This window comes from Vreelandella zhanjiangensis DSM 21076, assembly GCF_000377665.1.
GTDB classification, from domain to species: Bacteria; Pseudomonadota; Gammaproteobacteria; order Pseudomonadales; family Halomonadaceae; genus Vreelandella; species Vreelandella zhanjiangensis.
Genome location: NZ_KB898648.1, coordinates 37,926 through 59,621, shown reverse-complemented (window position 1 = coordinate 59,621; position 21,696 = coordinate 37,926). Strand labels below are relative to the sequence as shown.

Annotated in this window: 18 protein-coding genes; 16 read left to right on the top strand and 2 right to left on the bottom strand. The window is 56.2% G+C overall.

What is annotated here, in order from left to right; all coding sequences use genetic code 11:
• Positions 1 to 65: 65 nt before the first annotated feature.
• Entirely contained in the window at positions 66 to 701 is a 636-nt protein-coding gene (gene ribA / locus D467_RS0107410; RefSeq protein WP_018916868.1) for a GTP cyclohydrolase II, read from the bottom strand.
• Between the two features lie 227 nt (positions 702 to 928).
• Between ribA and hemE the strand changes: the two genes are divergently transcribed.
• The 7 genes from hemE to D467_RS19105 all read left to right on the top strand — a co-directional run bounded on the left by hemE (position 929) and on the right by D467_RS19105 (position 8,506).
• Positions 929 to 2,041, top strand: coding sequence for a uroporphyrinogen decarboxylase (hemE, locus tag D467_RS0107405; RefSeq protein WP_018916867.1), 1,113 nt, complete (start codon positions 929 to 931; stop codon positions 2,039 to 2,041).
• A complete protein-coding gene (gene speE, locus D467_RS0107400; RefSeq protein WP_018916866.1) occupies positions 2,041 to 2,901 on the top strand; it encodes a polyamine aminopropyltransferase in 861 nt (286 codons plus the stop codon). Before hemE ends, speE begins: the two co-directional genes overlap by 1 nt.
• A gap of 75 nt (positions 2,902 to 2,976) precedes the next feature.
• Positions 2,977 to 3,993, top strand: a complete 1,017-nt coding sequence (locus D467_RS0107395) for an amino acid ABC transporter substrate-binding protein (RefSeq protein WP_018916865.1) — start codon at positions 2,977 to 2,979, stop codon at positions 3,991 to 3,993.
• A 212-nt stretch (positions 3,994 to 4,205) separates the two neighbouring features.
• Positions 4,206 to 5,231 carry an amino acid ABC transporter substrate-binding protein gene (locus D467_RS0107390; RefSeq protein ID WP_018916864.1) on the top strand — a complete coding sequence of 342 codons (1,026 nt, stop codon included), beginning with the start codon at positions 4,206 to 4,208 and terminating at the stop codon, positions 5,229 to 5,231.
• 121 nt (positions 5,232 to 5,352) lie between these two features.
• Complete coding sequence (locus D467_RS0107385) at positions 5,353 to 6,543, top strand: amino acid ABC transporter permease (RefSeq protein WP_018916863.1); 1,191 nt, start codon at positions 5,353 to 5,355, stop codon at positions 6,541 to 6,543.
• Positions 6,544 to 6,563: 20 nt separating this feature from the next.
• Positions 6,564 to 7,664 (top strand): amino acid ABC transporter permease, encoded by a 1,101-nt coding sequence (locus D467_RS0107380; protein WP_018916862.1) that lies wholly within the window; start codon positions 6,564 to 6,566, stop codon positions 7,662 to 7,664.
• Between the two features lie 113 nt (positions 7,665 to 7,777).
• A complete protein-coding gene (locus tag D467_RS19105; RefSeq protein ID WP_040460265.1) occupies positions 7,778 to 8,506 on the top strand; it encodes an amino acid ABC transporter ATP-binding protein in 729 nt (242 codons plus the stop codon).
• Between the two features lie 14 nt (positions 8,507 to 8,520).
• Here D467_RS19105 and D467_RS0107355 read toward each other — a convergent pair whose 3' ends face one another.
• On the bottom strand, positions 8,521 to 9,117 hold the full coding sequence (locus D467_RS0107355) for a histidine phosphatase family protein (protein WP_018916860.1): 597 nt from the start codon (positions 9,115 to 9,117) through the stop codon (positions 8,521 to 8,523).
• A 216-nt stretch (positions 9,118 to 9,333) separates the two neighbouring features.
• Here D467_RS0107355 and phnD point away from each other — a divergent pair, with 216 nt between their 5' ends.
• The 9 genes from phnD to D467_RS0107305 all read left to right on the top strand — a co-directional run bounded on the left by phnD (position 9,334) and on the right by D467_RS0107305 (position 21,689).
• Complete coding sequence (gene phnD / locus D467_RS0107350) at positions 9,334 to 10,326, top strand: phosphate/phosphite/phosphonate ABC transporter substrate-binding protein (RefSeq protein WP_018916859.1); 993 nt, start codon at positions 9,334 to 9,336, stop codon at positions 10,324 to 10,326.
• A 57-nt stretch (positions 10,327 to 10,383) separates the two neighbouring features.
• Positions 10,384 to 11,181 carry a phosphonate ABC transporter ATP-binding protein gene (gene phnC, locus D467_RS0107345; protein ID WP_018916858.1) on the top strand — a complete coding sequence of 266 codons (798 nt, stop codon included), beginning with the start codon at positions 10,384 to 10,386 and terminating at the stop codon, positions 11,179 to 11,181.
• Entirely contained in the window at positions 11,168 to 11,980 is an 813-nt protein-coding gene (gene phnE, locus D467_RS0107340; protein WP_018916857.1) for a phosphonate ABC transporter, permease protein PhnE, read from the top strand. The genes phnC and phnE (D467_RS0107340) overlap by 14 nt, the downstream gene beginning before the upstream one ends.
• Entirely contained in the window at positions 11,974 to 12,783 is an 810-nt protein-coding gene (phnE, locus tag D467_RS0107335; RefSeq protein ID WP_018916856.1) for a phosphonate ABC transporter, permease protein PhnE, read from the top strand. Before phnE (D467_RS0107340) ends, phnE (D467_RS0107335) begins: the two co-directional genes overlap by 7 nt.
• A 90-nt stretch (positions 12,784 to 12,873) precedes the next feature.
• Entirely contained in the window at positions 12,874 to 13,305 is a 432-nt protein-coding gene (locus D467_RS0107330) for a host attachment protein (protein WP_026285651.1), read from the top strand.
• Positions 13,306 to 13,424: 119 nt separating this feature from the next.
• The gene (locus D467_RS0107320; protein WP_018916853.1) at positions 13,425 to 15,287 is read left to right on the top strand and encodes a methyl-accepting chemotaxis protein; all 1,863 of its coding nucleotides are present in this window, start codon (positions 13,425 to 13,427) and stop codon (positions 15,285 to 15,287) included.
• Positions 15,288 to 15,319: 32 nt separating this feature from the next.
• The gene (locus D467_RS0107315; protein ID WP_018916852.1) at positions 15,320 to 17,431 is read left to right on the top strand and encodes a methyl-accepting chemotaxis protein; all 2,112 of its coding nucleotides are present in this window, start codon (positions 15,320 to 15,322) and stop codon (positions 17,429 to 17,431) included.
• A gap of 30 nt (positions 17,432 to 17,461) precedes the next feature.
• Positions 17,462 to 19,573 carry a methyl-accepting chemotaxis protein gene (locus D467_RS0107310; RefSeq protein ID WP_018916851.1) on the top strand — a complete coding sequence of 704 codons (2,112 nt, stop codon included), beginning with the start codon at positions 17,462 to 17,464 and terminating at the stop codon, positions 19,571 to 19,573.
• A gap of 193 nt (positions 19,574 to 19,766) precedes the next feature.
• Positions 19,767 to 21,689: a methyl-accepting chemotaxis protein gene (locus tag D467_RS0107305; RefSeq protein ID WP_018916850.1), complete on the top strand. Its 1,923-nt coding sequence runs from the start codon at positions 19,767 to 19,769 to the stop codon at positions 21,687 to 21,689.
• Positions 21,690 to 21,696: the final 7 nt, after the last annotated feature.

Here is a 21,696-nt window from a genome sequence, read left to right as displayed (position 1 = left end):
CGCCGGGCAAAAAAGTTTAAGAAAAAGCAATTTTTGGCAGTTTTAACCGCATTAAGGCGTTCTTTTCAGCCTTTTCGCTCGATATCCACATCGCTTGCCTGGGTAAAATCACCCAGCGCCATCATATGGCCAAGCTTGCCTGCCTTGGTGGCAAGGTACTGCTCGTTATGCGGGTTGAGGCCGGTGGTAATGGGCAGCCGTTCGACTACGTTGACGCCATCCCGGGTCAGCGCATCGACTTTACGCGGGTTATTGGTCATCAGCTTAAGCGCGGTAATACCCAAATGGTTGAGCATGGGCACGCACAAATCATAGCGGCGCATATCGGCGCCAAAGCCTAGCTGCTCGTTGGCCTCTACCGTATCCGCGCCCTGGTCTTGCAGATGATAGGCCCGGATCTTATTGAGCAGGCCAATACCGCGCCCTTCCTGACGCAGGTAAAGCAGTACGCCACGGCCCTCTTCGGCAATACGCTTAAGCGCTTCCTGTAGCTGGTAGCCACAGTCGCAGCGCATGGAAAACAGCGCATCGCCGGTCAGGCACTCTGAATGTACGCGTCCCAATACTGGCTCACTGCCCTCAACATCGCCGAGCGTTAAAGCGATGTGATCTTTGCCCGTCGCTTCGTCTTCGAAGCCGTGCATGGTGAACGTGGCCCAAGGGGTGGGCAGTCGGGAAGCAGCAATAAAGCGAATGGTCACAGGTTACCTCGCTGATTAACCAAACCAGTTAACCACACCAATGTTGGTAAAATAGGCGGGTAGTCTATCAGGAAGTCGCCTTTAGCTCACGGGTGGCATAGGGTATGAGCCACGAGAAAAATTGTCGGGTTGCGACGATTTTTGCCATGCACATCACTGCCTGGCACCTATCTTAAAGTACAATTGCTCGCCTACAATGCGGGCAAATTTCCTAAGGGCTAGTATTTATGACCCCCACACCTTTGCAAAACGACCGTTTCCTGCGCGCGCTGGCGCGTCAACCTGTCGACCGCACGCCGGTGTGGATGATGCGTCAAGCCGGCCGCTATCTTCCGGAATACCGCGCCAGCCGTGCCGATGCGGGCAGCTTCATGGACCTGTGCCGCAACCATGACCTGGCTTGCGAAGTGACATTGCAGCCGTTGGAGCGCTATCCGCTAGACGCCGCGATTCTGTTTTCAGATATTCTGACGATTCCTGACGCCATGGGCCTGGGGCTCTATTTTGAAACCGGCGAAGGCCCCAAGTTTCGCAAGACCGTGCGCACCGCTGGAGAAGTCGCCGCACTCAGCGTACCGGACGCCGAACGCGACCTGGGTTATGTCATGCGTGCGGTATCCACTATTCGCCGCGAGCTGAACGGCCGCATGCCGCTGATAGGTTTCTCGGGAAGCCCCTGGACGCTGGCCACTTACATGGTGGAAGGCGGCTCCAGCAAGGACTTCCGTCACCTGAAAACCATGCTCTACGACACACCGGACACCATGCACCAGTTGCTGGATACCCTGGCTCAGTCGGTTACCGACTACTTGAACGCCCAGATTCGCGCAGGTGCCCAGGCGGTACAGATTTTCGATACCTGGGGTGGGGCGCTGTCTACCCCAGCGTACCTGGAGTTCTCGCTGCGCTATATGGAGCAGATCGTCTCTGGGCTGATCCGCGAGCATGATGGACGCCGCGTGCCGGTAATTCTATTCACCAAAAACGGCGGCCAGTGGCTTGAGCATATCGCCTGCGCTGGCGCCGATGCGCTGGGTATCGACTGGTCGACCGAGCTCTCCAGCGCCCGCGCCCGCGTCGGCCACAAGGTCGCGCTACAGGGTAACCTCGACCCCAACGTGCTGTTTGCCCGCCCGTCGGCGATTCGCGCCGAAGTCGCCCGCGTGCTGGAAAGTTACGGCCACGGGCCAGGCCACGTGTTCAACCTGGGCCACGGCATCAGCCAGTTTACCAATCCGGATAACGTCACCGCCTTTATGGAAGCGCTGCACGAGTTAAGCCCGCAGTATCACCAAGGCATTCCGACCCACTCCAACACCCCTTCCTCAGGAGCCAATTGATGAGCGAATTACGCGACGACCAGTGGTTTACCGAAGTTTTTGATAGCCACGGCAGCGCCTTCTCGCTGAAAATCTCTGAAAAGCTGTTGGATATACAGAGTGAATACCAGCACCTGGAAGTGTACGCCACCGAGACCTACGGCAATCTGATGGTGCTGGATGGCTGCGTGATGCTCACTGACCGTGACAACTTCCTTTACCACGAAATGATCGCCCACCCGGCGCTGTTTACTCACCCAGCGCCCAAGCGCGTGGTGATTATCGGCGGCGGCGACTGCGGCACGCTGAAAGAAGTTCTGCGTCATCCGGGTGTCGAGAAAGTCACCCAGATCGATATTGATGAGGAAGTTACCAAGGCCGCAGAGCGTTTCTTCCCCGCGCTGGTTGAGGCCAACGACGACCCGCGTGCCGAGCTGCTGTTCGCTGATGGCGTCAAATGGGTGGATGACGCTGCCGATGAAAGCATTGACGTGCTGATTATCGACTCCACCGACCCGGTCGGCCCGGCGGAAGGTTTGTTCAAGACCGACTTCCTGAAGCGCTGCCACCGTATCCTGAAAGCCGATGGCATTATGGTGCAGCAAAGCGAATCACCGCTTTATCACAGCGGCTCGATCATTCGTGAACTGCGTCATGATATGCGCGAAGCGGGTTTTGATAGCGTCGCCACGCTGCCCTTCCCGCAGCCGGTTTATCCGTCTGGCTGGTGGAGCGTGACGCTGGCCGGTAAAGGCACCAACGTGGAAACCTTCCGCGAAGAGGCTGCCGCTAGCCACGAAATGCCGCTACAGTACTACACAGTGGATGCCCACCGTGGCGCCCTGGCGCTGCCGCCGTTTATGCGCAATGCTTTCGCTTAACGCACGCGCCAGCAAGCGATAAAGGCCGGGCTGCTCTGCCCGGCTTTTTTGTGTCTCAACGTTAAGGAAACAACAATGAAAACCGTACGTTGGTTAAGTATTAGCGCCTGTGCCCTGGTTCCCGTATTCGCCCTGGCGGATACTCCCACGCTGGAAAAAGTGCAATCCCGCGACAGCGTGCGCTGTGGCGTTAATGCCGCGCAGCCCGGCTTCTCCTCGCTGGACGACAACGATCAGTATCAGGGCCTGGATACTGACATCTGCCGTGCGGTTGCCGCAGCCGCCCTGGGCGACGCCAGTAAGGTAGATTTTGTACCACTGGACTCGGTCGAGCGGTTTACCGCGCTGCAGTCTGGCGAAGTAGACCTGCTGTCTCGCACCACTACCTGGTCATCAAGCCGCGATACGACGCTGGGCCTGCAGTTTACCGGGGTGACCTACTATGATGGCCAGGCCTTTATGGTCGCCAGTGACCTAGGCGTACAGAGTGCCGAGGAACTCGACGGGGCGGCGGTATGCACCCAGTCGGGCACGACCAGCGAGCTGAACCTTTCCGACTACTTCCGTATTAATGACATGAGTTACGACGCGGTGGTCTTTGACTCCCCTGAGCAATCCATTGCGGGTTTCGAGGCGGGCCGGTGCGATGTTTTAAGCTCTGATGCTTCTCAGCTTTACGCCCAGCGTATGCAGCTTGCCGACCCGAATATGGCCGTCGTGCTGCCTGAGATTATTTCCAAAGAGCCGCTTGGCCCTGCCGTACGCCAAGGCGATGATCCGTGGTTCAATATTGTGAAGTGGTCGCTGTTTGCCATGCTGAACGCTGAAGAGTACGGCGTGACCAGCGAAAACGTCGATGAAATGGTGAGTTCCGAGAACCCTGACATCGCCCGCCTGCTGGGCCAGGACGGCAACTATGGCGAAGGCATGGGCTTGGAAGCTGACTGGGCCTACAACATCATCAGTCAGGTGGGTAACTACGCGGAAGTTTATGAGCGTAACGTGGGGGCGGATTCCAACTTCAAGATCGCTCGCGGCTTGAACGCGCTGTGGAAAGATGGCGGTATCCAGTACGCGCCGCCCATTCGTTAACCACTTTTAGCCAGCAACCGGCGGTTACTGCACCAAACCAGGGCGTGCAGTAACCGCTTCTAATTTTTTGCACCTAAACTTTCGTCGGAACCGGGATGTTTTGCGTTGAAAAGCGCTGAATTTGGCGATATCCCATGTTGGCATCTTCCTTGCTAGTTTTATATGTCATGCCTTTGCATGCATAACAAGACTAAACACAATGGGAAATGATCATGCTAACTAAAAAACACCTGGTACTGCTGGCTTCAGCAGGCGTCGTCACACTGGCGGGAACCTCGACGGCGAATGCAGCTACGTTGGAAGATACGGTTGAGCGTGGCGCGGTTCAGTGCGGCGTCAGTGACGGTTTGCCAGGCTTCTCCGCGCCCGATGGCGATGGCAACTGGCAAGGGCTGGACGTCGATGTGTGCCGTGCCGTAGCAGCTGCCGTTCTGGGCGATGCCGATGCAGTAAACTACATTTCACTTAATGCCGTAGAACGCTTTACCGCTCTCCAGTCAGGCGAAGTGGATGTGCTTTCGCGTAATACAACCTGGACCACTACCCGCGATACTACGCTGGGCCTGAACTTTGCAGGCGTCAACTTCTACGACGGCATCGGCTTTATGGTTAGCCGCGACCTAGGCATTAGCGGCGCAGACGAGCTTGATGGCGCGGCGATCTGCATCCAAACCGGCACCACCACCGAACTTAACGTGGCCGATTATTTCCGCGCCAACGATATGCAGTTCGACCCCATCGTATTTGATACATCAGAACAGACCGTGGGTGGCTTCCAGGCCGGCCGCTGTGATGTATTGACCTCCGATACCTCTCAGCTGGCGGCCCTGCGTATTCAGCTTGATGATCCAGAGGGTGCGGTCATTCTACCCGATATCATTTCCAAGGAGCCGCTGGGCCCGGTGGTACGCCAGGGCGATGACACTTGGTTCAATATCGTCAAATGGTCGCTGTTCGCCATGCTGAACGCGGAAGAGTACGGCGTGACCAGCGAAAACGTTGACGACATGACCAGCTCCGAAAATCCCGATATCGCGCGTCTATTGGGTCAGGACGGTAACTACGGCGAAGGCATGGGCTTAGAAGCTGACTGGGCCTACAACATTATCAGCCAGGTGGGTAACTACGCCGAAAGCTTTGAGCGCAACGTCGGCATGGGCTCTCCGCTTGAAATTGAACGGGGTGCTAACGCCCTGTGGAACCAAGGTGGCTTCCAGTACGCACCGCCGATTCGCTAAGCGTCTCGCTTGACCCGGCCCGTCGCCCTTATCAGGTACGCATCCAGTACGTGCTTTAAGTTCCTGTTTTAAGGGCAGGCGGGCCATTTGATTGACCTTCCGTATCGCGGAGACGCTACCCATGTCGGTAAGACCCAATACTCGCCCCGCTGGCCAAAAGCCGCCGTTCTGGCGAGACCGCGCTAAGCGTGCACTGATTTTCCAACTTCTTTTAACGGCGGCGGTCGCCGCCTTCCTGCTATATATCGTGGGTAATGTTCAGGACAACTTATCCGCCCGGGGGATTACTACCGGTTTTGGCTTTTTAAGTAACACCGCAGGGTTTGGTATCGTACAAAGCCTGATCGACTACTCCTCCCGAGACACTTATGGGCGTACCTTTTTAGTAGGTTTGCTCAATACGTTACTGGTGGGTGGGTTCGGGGTATTAGCGGCCACTACGATTGGCTTTATTGTGGGGATTGCCCGCCTATCGCCTAACTGGCTGCTGGCGCGCCTCGCCACCGCCTACATCGAAACCTTTCGTAATATTCCGCTGCTGCTGCAAATCTTCTTTTGGTACTTTGCCGTGCTGCGGGCTCTGCCAAGTGCCCGGGATAGCTTGTCTTTTGGCGAAGTTCTATTTCTTAACGTACGGGGCCTTTATTTGCCCGAGCCGCTTTTTGAGTCGGGCTTCGGGTTAATTCCGGTAACGTTTTTGGTAGCGATTGTTGCCAGCGTTATTTTAGTAATCTGGAATAGGCGTCGTCACGAGGCCACGGGCAAGCGCCTGCCGGCTATCTGGATCTCACTGGCGCTCATTTTTGGTTTACCGCTGCTGGTCTTGCTCGCCACGGGCGTGCCGGTGACCTGGGATGTGCCTGAGCTGCGCGGATTTAACTTCCGCGGCGGCTTTACGATCATTCCCGAGTTTTTGGCCTTATGGCTGGCGCTGTCGATCTATACCGCCGCGTTTATTGCGGAAATTGTCCGCTCGGGTATCCAGGCTATTTCTCATGGGCAAACCGAAGCGGCGCAGGCGCTAAGCCTGCCGCGCAATCTTGTGCTGCGTCTGGTGGTCATTCCTCAAGCGCTGCGGGTCATTATCCCCCCGCTTACCAGCCAGTACCTGAACCTGATCAAGAACTCGTCACTGGCCACCGCGATCGGTTATCCCGACCTCGTTTCAGTGTTTGCGGGCACAACGCTCAACCAAACAGGCCAGGCCATTGAGGTCATTGCCATGACCATGGCGGTGTACCTGACCATCAGTCTGTTGGTTTCCATGTTTATGAACTGGTTCAACGCCCGCGTGGCGCTGGTCGAGCGCTAAGTGACGGTGAGGATTTCTGCATGATTCATAATCAAACAATGATCAATCAGCGGCCAGCGCCTACCAATACGATTGGTCCGCTTGCTTGGCTTCGCGCCAACTTATTTAGCGGGCCGATCAACACGCTGTTTACCCTGATTGGTCTTTACGTGCTGTATCTACTGGTGGTGCCGACCATTCAGTGGGCGTTTATTAATGCTGACTGGACCGGCACCACGCGTGAAGACTGCTCACGCGAGGGCGCTTGCTGGGTATTTGTGAAGGCGCGCTTTAGCCAGTTCATGTATGGCCTCTACCCACGCGATGAGGTTTGGCGGGCCAATATCGTCTTTGCGGGCTTCTTTGCGCTTATTGCGTGGCTCGCCATACCGCGTATGCCGTTTAAGCGCTGGGTGGCTGTGCTTGCGTTAGTGGGCTTTCCGGTCGCGGCTTATGTGCTGCTGCACGGCGGCTATTTCGATTTGCCGCGTGTCCCGACCCACCGCTGGGGCGGCTTGATGCTAACGCTGCTGCTGGCTTCTGTGGGCATGATCGGGGCACTGCCCATCGGCATTGTGCTGGCCCTGGGGCGGCGCTCCAATATGCCGATCGTGAAAAGCTTCTGCGTCATCTTTATTGAATTCTGGCGTGGTGTGCCGCTGATTACCGTGCTGTTTATGGCCTCGGTCATGCTGCCGCTCTTTCTGCCTTCCGGCATTAGTGTGGACCGCCTGGTACGCGCGCTTATTGGTCTGACGCTGTTTCAAAGCGCATACATGGCAGAGGTGATTCGCGGCGGCCTGCAGGCGATTCCCAAAGGCCAAGAAGAGGCGGCTGCCGCACTGGGGATGACGTACTGGAAGCGCATGGGGCTTATCGTAATGCCGCAGGCGCTGAAGATGATGATTCCGGGCATCGTCAATACGTTTATCTCGCTATTTAAAGACACCACGCTGGTCATGATTATCGGGCTGTTTGATCTATTGGGTATTGTGCAGGCCGCGCTTTCCGACTCGAACTGGCTGGGCTTTTCCATTGAAGGCTATGTATTTGCAGCGTTCGTTTTCTGGATTTTCTGCTTCAGCATGTCGCGCTATAGCCAGTATCTGGAACGCAAGCTCAATACCGGCCATAAGCACTAACGCCGCTTTCCTTAAAGATTTTGAGTAGGATTTCACACATGACACAAGCAGCCACTAATAGTTCTGATATAAGCACTCATGACACAAGTACGGACACAAGTACTCCTGATCTGATGGTTGAAATGCGCGGCGTTAACAAGTGGTACGGCGACTTTCACGTACTCCGCGATATTGATTTTGAAGTAAAACGCGGTGAGCGCATCGTTATCTGCGGCCCGTCCGGTTCGGGTAAATCGACGCTGATTCGCTGCATCAATCACCTTGAAGAGCATCAGCAAGGCGAAATAGTGGTCGGCGGCGTGCCGCTTACCCAAGATGTAAAACGTATCGAGCAGATTCGTCGCAGCGTCGGCATGGTGTTTCAGCACTTCAATCTCTTCCCCCATTTAAGCGTGCTTGAGAACTGCTGTATCGCGCCGATGTGGGTACAAAAAAAGCCCCGCAAGGAAGCTGAGGCCCAGGCGATGCGCTATCTGGAGCGGGTAAAGATCGCAGAACAGGCCAGGAAATACCCCGGCCAGCTCTCTGGCGGCCAGCAGCAACGCGTAGCCATCGCCCGTTCGCTGTGCATGCACCCGGATATCATGCTATTCGATGAGCCCACCTCCGCTCTTGACCCGGAAATGATCAAGGAAGTCCTGGACGTAATGGTGGAGCTTGCCAATGAAGGCATGACCATGCTCTGCGTCACCCATGAAATGGGCTTTGCCAAAACCGTCGCCGACCGGGTGATCTTTATGGACCAAGGGCAGATTATTGAAGAAAACGCACCGGAACCGTTCTTCAATAACCCCCAGTCGGAGCGTACTCAACTGTTCTTAAGCCAGATCCTGGGCCATTAAGCTTTGCTGCGTGCTTAACGTGCGCCTACAGCGGTAATACTGGCCGGTAACAAGGCAAGCTGCTCACGATGTTGGCTGAGCGGCTTGCCCGCCAATGCGGTGAGCAGTATTTGCAGCGGGTCGCCATGGCTTACCAGCAAAATCGTTTCATCATGGGTTTGCGCTTCCCAATGCTCAATCACGGCCATCATACGCGCCGCCACTGAACTCACCGCTTCCACCTGACGGTGGCAATGCTCGGCGTCACAAGCATCCAGCGCCCATACGTCTGGATAATGAATATCCCCCTCGCCGTCGAATTCGCCAAAATAGCGTTCACGCAAACGCTCATCCTTGCTCATCTCAAGCTTGAAGGCACTCGCAACCCGCGCGGCCGTTTGGGTAGTGCGCAGAAAATCGGAATGCACCACCCGCGTAGGGCTTGGCCATGCCCACTTGGCCACCGCCTGCGCGAGCTGCTGTTCGCCCATTTCTGAAAGCCCAAAGGCGCTAAGTCCGCGCTCCGGACTGCTAATAATCAACTTTTGCTGATTCGCCTGGCTATGACCATGGCGCATTAATAAGTAGCGGTTGCGCCAATGGTCGGAGGAGGCAAGGAAAGTGTTTGACATAACTTTGTCACAAACCCTAGATTGAGAGTGTTGATTTTCGAAAACCAATATTTAAGCCGCTAAATGCGCACTTTCGAAAAGCGAGTGTCTTTATGAAGGTGCCATAGCGCAGAGAAAAGAACACTCAAGACGCTTGTTAGCTACCCATAATGCATCAACAAATAGCACGACCATAAACAGCAAGACCACAAAAATAACTTACTAATGAGGCTTTCCATGGCTACGTCGCTTTTTTGCAAGCGCCCGCTTGCGTTACTGACTGCTGCAGCGCTGCTCCCCCTCGCCCTGCTTTCCACCCAGGCTTATGCCGAGTGTGAGCGCGGTGATCTTGATGCCCTTTACTGTGATGAAAATGGCGATATGGTCGCCGACCGTCCAGCCGATGAGACGAAATGGGCCAATCCTGATACGCTAATTTTTGCCTACACTCCGGTTGAAGACCCGGCGATTTACTCGGATATCTGGCAACCCTTTATCGATCACCTGTCAGAAGTGACCGGGCGCAACGTGCGCTTCTTCGCGGTCCAATCCAACGCGGCCCAGGTAGAGGCCATGCGCAGCGGGCGTCTGCATATCGCCGGCTTCTCCACAGGCCCCACGCCGTTTGCGGTGAACTTGGCAGGCGCGGTTCCTTTTGCGCTGATGGGTTCAGATGATGGCCAGTTTGGCTACACTCTGCAGCTATTCACCCATGCTGATTCCGATATCCAGGAACTTTCAGACCTTAAAGGCAAGCGCGTTGCCCATACCTCACCCACTTCCAACTCGGGTAACCTGGCGCCTCGCGCGCTGCTGCCGGAACTCGGCATAACGCCTGATGAAGATTACGAGGTGGTCTACTCCGGTAGCCACGACCAATCCATGCTGGGCGTTGTGGCACGCGATTACGATGCCGCTCCGGTTGCCTCGGAAGTGGTTGACCGCATGGCCGCGCGTGGGCTTTACGATACCGACGACGTTCGCCTGATTTACGAATCAGACCGCTTCCCCACGACCTCCTACAACTACGCCTACAACCTGCACCCTGATCTGGTTGAAAAAATCGAAGAAGCTTTCTTCAGCTTTGATTTCGTAGGTACAGAACTTGGCGAAGAGTTTGAAGGCGTCGAAAAGTTTATCCCCATCAACTACAAGGATAACTGGCAGGTTATTCGCACCATCCAGGCCGCCAATGGCGTGAGCTATACGCCTGAAAATCTGGAAGAGTAAAACGCACCGCGCCACGCTCGCGTGGCGCGGTTATTCCTAGCGGATGGAAACGAAAACATGCTGGAAATTAAAAATCTGGTCAAACGTTATGGCCGCGATAAGGCCGTGCTGGAAGGGCTGGATCTGAAGGTAGAGGGCAATAGCGTCGTGTCGATTGTGGGCGCCTCAGGTGCCGGCAAAAGCACCATGCTGCGATGTATCAATCGTCTGGTAGAACCTACCTCCGGCTCAATCACCTTAAACGGCACCGAGCTCGTCAACCTCAAAGGCGGCGACTTACGCCGCGCGCGCCGCAAAATCGGCATGGTGTTTCAGGGCTTTAACCTGCTCGACCGCCTGACCGTCATGGAAAACGTGCTGGCTGGGCGACTGGGCTATGTAAACCTCTATCAGGCGATTACCCGCCGTTACCCTCAGGCGGATATTGAGCGCGCGTTCATGCTGATGGAGCGCGTAGGCATTGCTCAGTACGCCAACAAGCGCGCCGATGAGCTTTCCGGTGGCGAGCGCCAGCGGGTAGGCGTAGTACGTGCATTGATGCAGGAACCCGAAGTACTGCTGGCCGATGAACCCACCGCGTCACTCGACCCGCGTACCTCTGAACAGATCATGATGCTGCTGCAGAGCCTGGCAAGCGAGCTGTCGCTGCCGGTACTGATCAATATTCATAACGTCGCCCAGGCCAAAACCTACACCGAGCGTATTGTGGGCCTGCGTCACGGTAAGATGATCTTTGATGGCGCACCTACCGATTTCAATAAAGACGCCCTGGACGCCATTTATGGCGGTATCGAAGCACCTGACGAGGCCGTAAGCGACGCCCGTACCGAGGAGCGCACCCATGACCCGGCCTGATGCTCATACCACGGCGCCGCGTACCTGGAAAAAACCGCCGTTTATCGCTAACCCGCTAATTCGTTACGGCATTCTTATTTTAGCGGTTGCCTACCTGGTGTGGGCGTTTGGCTCACTGCCGTTTAACTGGGCGCGTATTTCAGAAGGTCTGCCCCGCGCGGCGCGTATTTTCAGCGGCGGGTTTCCGCCCAATCTTGAGCGCTACGAGCTGCTGCTAACGGGCTTTAAAGAAAGCTTTCAGATTGCCATTCTGGCCACCCTGCTGGGCGTTTTTCTGTCGATTCCGTTTGCCGTGATGGCTGCACGCAATGTCGCCCCCATGCCTATTTATCTGGTGGGTCGCGCGGTGATCATTATCTCGCGCAGCTTTCACCCGGTCATTGTGGCCATCTTGTTTGTGGCGGCCGTCGGCTTTGGCCCGCTGGCAGGCATTCTCACGCTCACTCTCTATTCGATTGGCTTTGTAGGCAAACTGCTCGCCGAAGAGATCGAGGAGATTGACTGGGGGCAGGTAGAGGCGATGCGCGCCACGGGCGCCGGATACCTGGCGACGCTCTTCTACGCCGTATTCCCGCAGATTTTACCGCGCCAGGTAGGGCTTTCCATGTACCAGTTGGACAGTAACCTGCGTGCCTCTGCCGTGGTGGGTATTGTCGGGGCCGGCGGAATTGGCAGTACTTTGATGAACGCCTTTGGGCGCTACGATTACGATTTCGCCTTTGCGATCTTGCTGGTCATCATTGCGGTTATTTTGCTCAGTGAAGGCATCAGCGGCTGGGTAAGGAAAAAAATATGGTAGATCACGCACAAAAGCTCGCCGATCACGTCTGGCAACGTTTTGATCGCAAGGAGCGCCTTATTCGCTACGCCGTACTGCTCGTGACCCTGATGGTAGTGGTATGGGCGGTGCGCGATATCGATATTTTCTGGCCCTGGGTGTGGGATGCGCCCAACCAAATCTCAAACCTTGGCGGCCGTATGTGGCCACCCAGCGCGGCCGGGCTTGGCAATATATTGAACGCGCTGATTGAAACGGTTCACATTGCCACGTTAGCCACCTTTCTGACCATTTTCCTGGCGCTGCCGGTGGCCTATATCGCCGCGCAAAACACCACGCCCAACCGCGCCTGCCTGTGGCTTGGACGGTTTATTCTGGTCTCTAGCCGCTCGGTGAATACGATTATCTGGGCGCTGCTGTTTGTGGCTATTTTCGGGCCCGGCGTACTGGCGGGCATACTCGCCATCGTGTTTCGCTCGATCGGGTTTATCGGCAAGCTGATGGGCGAAGCCATTGAGGAGATCGATAAGCGGCCGGTTGAGGCCATGGAAGCCACCGGCGCCTCCAAGGCCAAGGTCATCATCTATGCGATTGTGCCTCAGGTCATGCCCGCCTTTTTCGCCATTGTGATTTTACGTTGGGATATCAATATTCGTGAATCTACGGTGCTGGGTCTGGTGGGTGCAGGTGGTATCGGGGTGATTCTGCAAGGCGCGATTGATACCTTCGCCTGGCCGACCGTGGCGACCATCCTGATTGCGATCATTGTACTGGTGCTGATCGGTGAAGCGATCACCAGCCTGCTACGGCGCAAAGTGCTCTAGCTGCTGTACTCAAAGAGCACTCCAGGTTGACCGAATGCCAAACGCTTGCCATGGTTAACAGACGCTTAACGACACGGAGGACGTTTAATGATGACAACCTATATCGTGGTAGCTGATGCTGCTCGGGCGCGTATTTTCACCCGTGATGCACTTAACCTGGAGGAAAAAGAGAGCCTGGTTCATGCCGAAGGTCGCCTGCATGAAGGCGACCTGATCACTGACAGCGCCGGGGCCGACGTACATGAATCAAGATCGTCGTCATCACGCTCATCCTCTGAAGGGGGCACGGCGTTAAAGCACGAAAACGAGCTGTTTGCCAAAGAAGTGACCCAGTGTCTGTATAACGCACGCGTCAATAACAGCATGGAAAAGCTGATTCTGGTCGCACCACCCAAGTTTCTGGGCCTGCTGCGTGAGAAACTCGACGCACCGACCCAGAAGCTGGTGACGCACACGCTGTCAAAAGATCTTAGTAAGGCGTCCCTGAAAGATATTCAGGAAGCCGTCAGCGACTTGCGTTGAGCGCTTAACGACAATCACCCTATAGTTAACTAAAGTAGCAGTCGCTCTCGCCGATAAGCTTGATAACTTCACTCCGTAGCAGCAGTGCATACGGTAGCTTATCGACACAGAGAGCGACCATGTTTTCCTCCCTTCGACTACGTATTTTATTTGCTGCGCTGGCAGCGATTATTCTTGGCCTGGTGATTAATGGCATCGTCAGTTACATGACGGTAAAACATCACAACAATGTACAGATAGCCAGCAACTTAAAAGCGGTTGTGAGCGGCAATACTCAAGCCTTGAACGAGTGGTTCAATACTCGGCTAAATATGCTGGAAAGCATGGAGACAGCCGCTAACAGTAACGACCCCGGCCCGGCGCTTCGCCAGTTCCTCACCTCGGGTGGGTTTATTTCTACTTATATTGGCTATCCCGATGATGGTTCCATTACCTATGACAACGGAGCATCGCCGAGCAACGGCTATGATTCGCGCGAACGCCCCTGGTACAAAGCAGCAGTAGCAGCACAGGATACGATTGTTACCGCACCCTATATTGATGATCAGACAGGCGGGCTGGTCATTACATTTGCCCGGCCGTTCTATCGCAATGCTGAACTCACCAGCGTGGTAGGTGCGGATATTCCTATCGGTAATATTGTCGAAACTGTCACCGGCATTGCGCCGACTCCCGCAAGTTTTGGTTTTCTTACCACTCACGATGGCACGTTGATCGCTCACCCCGATACTGATTTGATCCTCAGTCCGGTTTCAGCCATTAACAGCCAGCTCACGACGGGCTTGATTAACCAATTGACGAGTGCCAGCACCCCGCTCCCTCTAACTCTCCAGGGGAGTAACAAGCTATTACTCGGCCGCGCTATTGGCGGTGAAAATGGCTGGCGTCTTATGGTCGCGTTGGATGAACATGAGGCAACGGCTGGCCTACGTGCAATCGCCACCTCTTCCATCGTTATTTTAGTGGTTGTGGCGCTGTTGACCGCCCTTGCCTTTGGCTTGCTGCTATCACTATTGCTGCGCCGCCTGCTGATTGTGCGTAACGCTATGGATAATATCGCCTCTGGCGAAGGGGACCTAACTCAGCGCTTACCCGAAGGGGGCAACGATGAAGTTACCCAAATTGCCAAGGCCTTTAACCGCTTCGTGGGTAAGATGGAAGCAGTCTTGATTGATGTGCGCACCAGCAGCGTATCGGTGCACCATGCGGCTACTGAGATCGCCATGGGCGGGCAGGACCTTTCCCGCCGTACCGACAACGCGGCCGCCAGCCTGCAGCAGACGTCCGCCTCGATTGAGGAAATTACCAGCACCGTTCAGCACACCGCAGCATCGGCCCAAGAGGCCAACAAACTCTCGCAAACCGCCTCAGAAGTAGCTAACGAGGGCGGAAAAATGGTGGCGAACGTGGTGACCACCATGGAAGACATCACTCACGCCTCGGATAAGATCGGCGAAATTGTCACTCTGATGAACAGCATTTCCTTCCAGACTAACCTGCTGGCGCTCAATGCCTCAGTGGAAGCCGCCCGCGCTGGCGAACACGGCCGTGGATTTGCGGTAGTCGCCGATGAGGTACGTAAACTGGCAGGACGCAGCAGTGATGCCGCCAACGATATCCAAAAGCTGATTGAAGACTCGCAAAGCAAGGTGAATAACGGCACAACCCTGGTACGCGATGCTGGCGCCACCATGCAGGATATCGTGGCGCACATCACTCGCGTAACCGATGTACTTGAAGAAATCACGGCTGCTACCAGCGAGCAGAGCGACGGTATTCATCAGGTCAATATTGCGGTGGCCGAACTGGACCACATGACGCAAGAAAATGCAGCCATGGTAGAAGAGTCCACCACCGCCGCCGAGCAACTGAAAGAGCAGTCCCTGCGCCTTTCCGATGTCTTTGGCAGCTTTACCCTATCAACCAATTCATCGCCCCAAGTAGATGGGCGGCTCATGCCGTCCCCTTCCCTGCCGCGTTAAGCGGTAACTGAGCATCGAGAGCAACTATAAAAATGAACTTCAAGTCCGTCCGCACGTTGATTACCATTTTAGTAGGTGGCTGTATTCTGCTGGTGGTGACTGCGTTGGTAATCTATTCACTGATTGCCAATGCGCGCTCTCAGATACTGGTAGAAGACCAGACCAGAGATCTACTTGAGCGCAATATCGAAGCACGCTTAACGGCCGTTGCTTCAGCGCAGGCAGAGCTTATCCAGGGCCAGTTTGAAAAAACCCTCAAGATCGCCGAAAGCCTGGCCGCCACCAATGCCATGCTGGGCCAGCTGGATGACAACGGCCGACCGGCACTCAACCTCAGCCGCCGCGAAATTTCGCTGCTGGTACGCCAAACGGTAATCGCCAATCCCGAGATACTCGATGCCTATATCGGCTGGGAGCCAAACGCCTTTGGGCTGGATGCACGGTTTGCCGGACGTGAGGGCCTTGGCTACGGCGACGATGGGCGCTTCCGCCCTTGGTGGTACCGCACCGAGAACGGTGATTTAGCCGCGCTTCCGCTAAGCGACGCTATGGAGAGTGAGGCTATCCAGGCAAGCGGCGTGCGCAGCGGCGAGTACTATCTATGCCCACGTGAAACGCTAGCCCCTTGTATCGTTGACCCGTCGCAGTTCGATTACGACGGCAAGCTCACGCTGGTCACTTCGTTCAATGCCCCTATTATCGTTGATGGCGAGTTTCGTGGCATTGCGGGCGTTGATTATACGGTCGACTTTATTCAATCGATACTTAACGAGGCCAACCAGGCGCTTTACAGCGGCGCGGGCGAAATAGCGCTTATTGCCTCGCAGGGAGGCATCACGGCCTACACCAGCGATGCCTCCCTAGTGGGAGAATCCGCAAGCGAAGCATTTACCGCCTCCCTACAGGGGAATCTTCGCCGTGCACAACAGGGCGAAGTAGTCCGTAGCGTTGATCAGGCGCAGGGCATGATCGAACTCTATTGGCCCTTTACCATCGGCGATACTGAAGCCCGATGGGTATTGATGCTTCGCTTACCCGAGCAAGCCGTATTTGCTGGCTTAAACGACATGCAGGAGCAGATGCAGGAGCAACGCACAGCCTCCACGTTGAGCATGCTTGGCATGGGTCTAGGCATCGCGTTTCTGGGCCTGTTGGCCAGTTGGCTATTGGGAACCAGCATCTCTCGCCCGCTGAAAAACCTGGCCGATCGTATGCGTGACATTGCCTCGGGCGACGGCGACTTGACGCAGCGCCTGCCTGTGCGCGGACGCAATGAAAGCGCCGAACTTGCCATCCAGTTCAACGCCTTTGCCGTTAAAATCCACGATGTGCTGGTCGATGTACGCGCCAGCAGTGAATCCGTTCATCATGCGGCCAACGAGATCACCCAGGGTGGTCAGGATCTTTCACGGCGCACCGACCAGGCCGCGGCCAGCCTGCAGCAAACCTCGACCGCCATGGAGGAGATCAGCAGCACAGTGGGCCATACCTCCAGCGCTTCCACGGAAGCCAGCGGACTTTCTCAAACGGCGTCGCAGCTGGCCTCGCGGACCAATTCGGCGTTTGAGCAGGTGGTGGTCACGATGGATGACATCCGCACGACGTCGGCTGAAATTCAGAAAATTGTAACCGTGATCGACGGCATTGCCTTCCAGACCAACCTGCTGGCCTTGAACGCGTCGGTAGAAGCGGCGCGTGCGGGTGAACATGGCCGTGGGTTTGCGGTGGTTGCCGATGAAGTGCGTAAACTGGCGTCTCGCAGTAGCGACGCTGCCGCGGATATCCGCCAGCGCATTGATGCCTCAACCGGCAAAGTGGAAAGTGGCACCCAGCTGGTCCAGGGCGCTGAAACAGCCATGCATGAGCTGACGGAAAGTGTCACACGCGTCACCCAGATGCTGGCCGAGATAAGCACCGCGGCAAGCGAGCAGAGCGACGGCATCAGCCAGGTCAGCATCGCTGTGAGCGACCTTGACCAGATGACCCAGCAAAACGCGGCGCTGGTAGAAGAGTCCACCACCGCTGCCGAGCAGCTCAAGGATCAGGCCGAGCGTCTCGCAGCACTGGTGGGCGGCTTTACCCTGGCAAGCAATTCAGCTTCTTCAAGCCAACGGCTTATGCCGCCTGCCTACCTGCCGCGTTAAGCAGCAACCACACTGAGGGCAACAATAAAAATGAACTTCAAGTCCGTCCGTACGCTGATAGCCACTCTGGTGGGTGGCTGTATTCTCCTGGTGATTGCGGCGCTGGTGATCTACTCGGTGATTGCCAACGCACGCTCCCAGTCGCTGGTGAGAAGTGAAACCCAGACGCTACTCGAAAGTAATATCGAGGCGCGTCTCACCGCCATTGCCTCAGGCCAGGCTGAAGAGATAAAGGGTCAGTTGGAGCATGCGCTAACGCTTGCGACTAATCTGGCGCATACCAACGCCATGCTGGGCCAACAGGATGCCGACGGCCGGCCGTTGATGTCCTTGAGCCGGCGTGAGGTCTCAATGCTGGTACGTCAAACGGTGGTTAACAACCCTGACCTGCTGGACGCCTTTATTGGCTGGGAGCCAGATGCGTTCGGTAGTGATGCTCGCTTTACTGATCGTGAAGACCAGGGCTATAGCCCCGATGGCCGTTTTATGCCGTGGTGGTATCGCACTAACAGTGGCAGCATTGAAGTTCTCGCGCTGGGCAGTGACATAGAAAACCAGGAACGCGATGCAGACGGCATTCGCCGCGGAGAGTACTACCTGTGCACCAAGGAAACCCAGCGCAGCTGTATTGTCGACCCACACTTGTACGACTATAACGGCGAAACCTTGCTGGTGACCTCTTTTAACGCCCCCATTATCGTGGACGGCGAGTTTCGCGGCAGTGCCGGCGTAGACCTCTCGGTTGAATTCATTCAGGGCTTGCTTGAAGAGGCAAACGAAACTCTTTATGACGGCGTGGGCGAAATGGCCCTGGTTGCTGCTCATGGCGCCCTGGCCGCTTATACGGGTGCGCCCGAGCTAATGGGTAAACGCGTTGAAAACGTGCTCGACCCTGAACTTCAGGCCAGCATCGCTCAGGCCCAGCAGGGCGAGAGTGTGCATAAGCTTGATACTGAGCAGGGCATGACCGAACTGTACTGGCCGTTTGCTATCGATGAGAGCGGCCAGCCGTGGGTATTGATGATTCGCCTCCCTGAAAGTGCCGTCATGGCGGGTCTCTATGGTTTGCAAGATCAGCTTAGTGAACAGAGCAAAGCCTCCATGTGGGGAATGATCCTAATGGGGCTGCTGATTGCAGGCCTCGGCCTGTTGGCCAGTTGGCTATTGGGAACCAGCATCTCTCGCCCGCTGAAAAACCTGGCCGACCGCATGCGCGATATCGCCTCCGGCGACGGTGATCTGACCCAGCGGTTGCCGGTGCGCGGGCGTAACGAAAGCGCTGAGCTGGCGATCCAGTTCAACGCCTTTGCCGTGAAAATCCACGATGTGCTGGTCGATGTACGCGCCAGCAGCGAATCGGTCCACCACGCCGCAAGCGAAATCACCCAGGGCGGCCAGGACCTTTCACGGCGCACCGACCAGGCCGCCGCCAGCCTGCAGCAGACCTCGACAGCCATGGAAGAGATCAGCAGCACCGTGGGCCACACCACCAGCGCATCGCAAGAGGCCAGCGGGCTTGCGCAAACCGCCTCGCAACTCGCTACGCGCACCAACGGCGCTTTCGAGCAGGTGGTCATCACCATGGACGATATCCGCACCAACGCCACCGAGATTCAAAGCATCGTCAGCGTGATCGACAGCATCGCCTTCCAGACCAACCTGCTGGCCCTGAACGCCTCGGTGGAAGCTGCCCGGGCAGGCGAGCACGGCCGCGGGTTTGCCGTGGTGGCAGATGAAGTACGCAAGCTGGCCGGGCGCAGCAGCGATGCGGCGGCGGATATCCGCCAGCGCATCAATGCCTCGTCAGGCAAGGTAGAAAGCGGCACTCAGCTGGTGCACGACGCGGGAAGCGCGATGCATGAGCTATCTGAAAGTGTGACGCGGGTCACCCAGATGCTGGGCGATATCAGTACCGCCGCGCGTGAGCAGAACGACGGTATCAGCCAGGTCAGTATTGCGGTGAGCGACCTTGACCAGATGACCCAGCAAAACGCTGCCCTGGTCGAAGAGTCCACCACTGCCGCCGAACAGCTTAAAGAGCAGGCCGAACGGCTTGCCGAGCTAGTAGGCGGATTTACGCTTGAAGGCGACAGTGCCACCGCCCATTACCGGCTGCCTTCTCCAACCCCAGCAGGTTACTAACCCACTCCATCGATTATCTTGAACGCTTGTCGGGGCCTCGTTATGAGGCCCCTGTTTTAGGTTACACACTTTATCGCCACCTATTTCAGCACCTAGCTAAAGTCGTACTTATCAATGCCGATAGCATGACAACAGATATAGCCCATAAGGCGGCCTCCCTCCGTCGCCCCCCTGCCTTAAAGAGATTTCATTCATGCTGTCATCCCTGCGCTTGCGCATCCTGGTCATCACTCTGGTGGTGATTACTCTTGCATTGACCATCAACGCCGCGGTCAGCTATCTCACCTTGAAGACACATAACGATGAACAGGTGACCCAACAGTTGGCGTCCATCTCCCAAGGGAATGCTCTGGCGATCGAGGAGTGGATTGCTTCCCGTACGGCGATGATAGAGGCAGCGCGTACGCCGTTGCTCAATGGCGACCCGACTTCACCGCTCATCCAGCTCGCCGAGTCAGGCGGGTTTATGATTGCGTTTTTTAGTCAAACCGACGGCACCCACACCACTTCTACCGGATTGGTACCAGGCGGTGATTACGATCCTCGCACCCGGCCCTGGTACCAATTAGCCGTGGCGCAGGATGCAACCACCGTGTCTCCACCCTACGTAGATGCAGATACCGGTAAATTAGTGGTTACTTTTGCAACGCCCGTCAAACGCAATGGAAGCCTTTACGGCGTCATCGGCGGCGATGTGGCGATCGATAATTTGGTCAGTCAGGTCAATGCCATTAGGCCAACACCGTCGAGCTTCGCCTTTTTAAGTAGCGCTGGCGAGACAGTGGTTGCACACCCGGAGGCGGCGCTTACTCTGCAGCCGCTTACCCGGCTCAGCGATACCTTGACGCCCACTACTATCGAGCGGCTAAATGCAACCCGCAATGCTTGGGAACCCATCAAAGTCAATGGCCAGAACAAGCGGATTACGACAACCCCCATTGCAGGTACCGACTGGGAGCTCGGCGTAGCGCTTGATGAGTACGAAGCAACCGCAGGCCTACGCGCTATTATCAAGGTCGCACTGATCACGCTGCTCACCATTATTGCCATCACTGCCGTGCTGCTAAGCCTATGGCTAAAGCGTACTTTCTCTGGCCTTGAGCGCGCACGGGATGCGCTAGATGATATCGCGAGTGGTGAAGGCGATCTGACCCGCCGGCTGCCAGAGCAAGGTCGTGATGAAGTGGCTCAAATAAGTGGTGCCTTCAACCGCTTCGTCGGCAAAATGGAAGCGGTATTGATGGATGTACGCGCAAGCAGTGAATCCGTACATCACGCCGCCAATGAAATCGCTATGGGTGGCCAGGATCTTTCCCGTCGTACCGATAACGCAGCGGCCAGTCTTCAGCAAACGTCCGCTTCGATTGAAGAAATCACCAGTACCGTCCAGCATACGGCGGCCTCGGCGCAGGAAGCCAACAAACTTTCGCAAACCGCTTCAGAAGTCGCTAACGAGGGCGGAAGAGTCGTGGCAAGTGTGGTGACCACCATGGAAGAGATCACCCGCTCCTCCGACAAAATCGGTGAGATCGTCACCCTGATGAACAGCATTTCCTTCCAGACCAATCTGTTGGCACTCAACGCCTCGGTGGAAGCTGCGCGCGCTGGCGAGCACGGACGCGGATTTGCAGTGGTGGCTGATGAAGTACGCAAGCTAGCGGGGCGTAGTAGTGATGCCGCCAGTGATATTCAGAAGCTGATCGAAGATTCACAAAACAAGGTAAATAACGGCACGACGTTAGTCCGTAATGCTGGCACGACCATGCAGGATATCGTGGCCCATATCACCCGCGTGACCGATGTTCTGGAAGAGATCAAGGCAGCCACCAGCGAACAAAGCGATGGTATTAATCAAGTCAACATTGCGGTTGCCGAACTGGATCGTATGACCCAAGAGAACGCAGCCATGGTGGAAGAGTCCACTACTGCCGCTGAGCAACTGAAAGAGCAGGCCGACCACCTGGCGGGCACCATCGGTAGTTTCAAGATGTCACAGGCCAGGCCCGCTGCCCACACCGCAGCGCCGATGACGGCCCCGACGAAGAGGCCAGCGCTCGCATCACAGTCCCGGCCGGCACCGGCCGTCACTACCCAGGACGAGTGGGACGAATTCTAACGCAGCG

Excerpts from the sequence above, each read along its gene's own strand:
- phnC (WP_018916858.1), top strand. The coding sequence starts at position 10,384 with ATGCTGGAAATTAAAAATCTGGTCAAACGTTATGGCCGCGATAAGGCC.
- D467_RS0107385 (WP_018916863.1), top strand. The coding sequence starts at position 5,353 with ATGTCGGTAAGACCCAATACTCGCCCCGCTGGCCAAAAGCCGCCGTTC.
- D467_RS0107310 (WP_018916851.1), top strand. The coding sequence starts at position 17,462 with ATGAACTTCAAGTCCGTCCGTACGCTGATAGCCACTCTGGTGGGTGGC.
- D467_RS0107320 (WP_018916853.1), top strand. The coding sequence starts at position 13,425 with ATGTTTTCCTCCCTTCGACTACGTATTTTATTTGCTGCGCTGGCAGCG.
- hemE (WP_018916867.1), top strand. The coding sequence starts at position 929 with ATGACCCCCACACCTTTGCAAAACGACCGTTTCCTGCGCGCGCTGGCG.
- phnE (WP_018916856.1), top strand. The coding sequence starts at position 11,974 with ATGGTAGATCACGCACAAAAGCTCGCCGATCACGTCTGGCAACGTTTT.
- phnE (WP_018916857.1), top strand. The coding sequence starts at position 11,168 with ATGACCCGGCCTGATGCTCATACCACGGCGCCGCGTACCTGGAAAAAA.
- D467_RS0107355 (WP_018916860.1), bottom strand. The coding sequence starts at position 9,117 with ATGTCAAACACTTTCCTTGCCTCCTCCGACCATTGGCGCAACCGCTAC.
- D467_RS0107380 (WP_018916862.1), top strand. The coding sequence starts at position 6,564 with ATGATTCATAATCAAACAATGATCAATCAGCGGCCAGCGCCTACCAAT.
- speE (WP_018916866.1), top strand. The coding sequence starts at position 2,041 with ATGAGCGAATTACGCGACGACCAGTGGTTTACCGAAGTTTTTGATAGC.
- D467_RS19105 (WP_040460265.1), top strand. The coding sequence starts at position 7,778 with ATGGTTGAAATGCGCGGCGTTAACAAGTGGTACGGCGACTTTCACGTA.
- D467_RS0107390 (WP_018916864.1), top strand. The coding sequence starts at position 4,206 with ATGCTAACTAAAAAACACCTGGTACTGCTGGCTTCAGCAGGCGTCGTC.
- D467_RS0107395 (WP_018916865.1), top strand. The coding sequence starts at position 2,977 with ATGAAAACCGTACGTTGGTTAAGTATTAGCGCCTGTGCCCTGGTTCCC.
- D467_RS0107305 (WP_018916850.1), top strand. The coding sequence starts at position 19,767 with ATGCTGTCATCCCTGCGCTTGCGCATCCTGGTCATCACTCTGGTGGTG.
- D467_RS0107330 (WP_026285651.1), top strand. The coding sequence starts at position 12,874 with ATGACAACCTATATCGTGGTAGCTGATGCTGCTCGGGCGCGTATTTTC.
- D467_RS0107315 (WP_018916852.1), top strand. The coding sequence starts at position 15,320 with ATGAACTTCAAGTCCGTCCGCACGTTGATTACCATTTTAGTAGGTGGC.
- phnD (WP_018916859.1), top strand. The coding sequence starts at position 9,334 with ATGGCTACGTCGCTTTTTTGCAAGCGCCCGCTTGCGTTACTGACTGCT.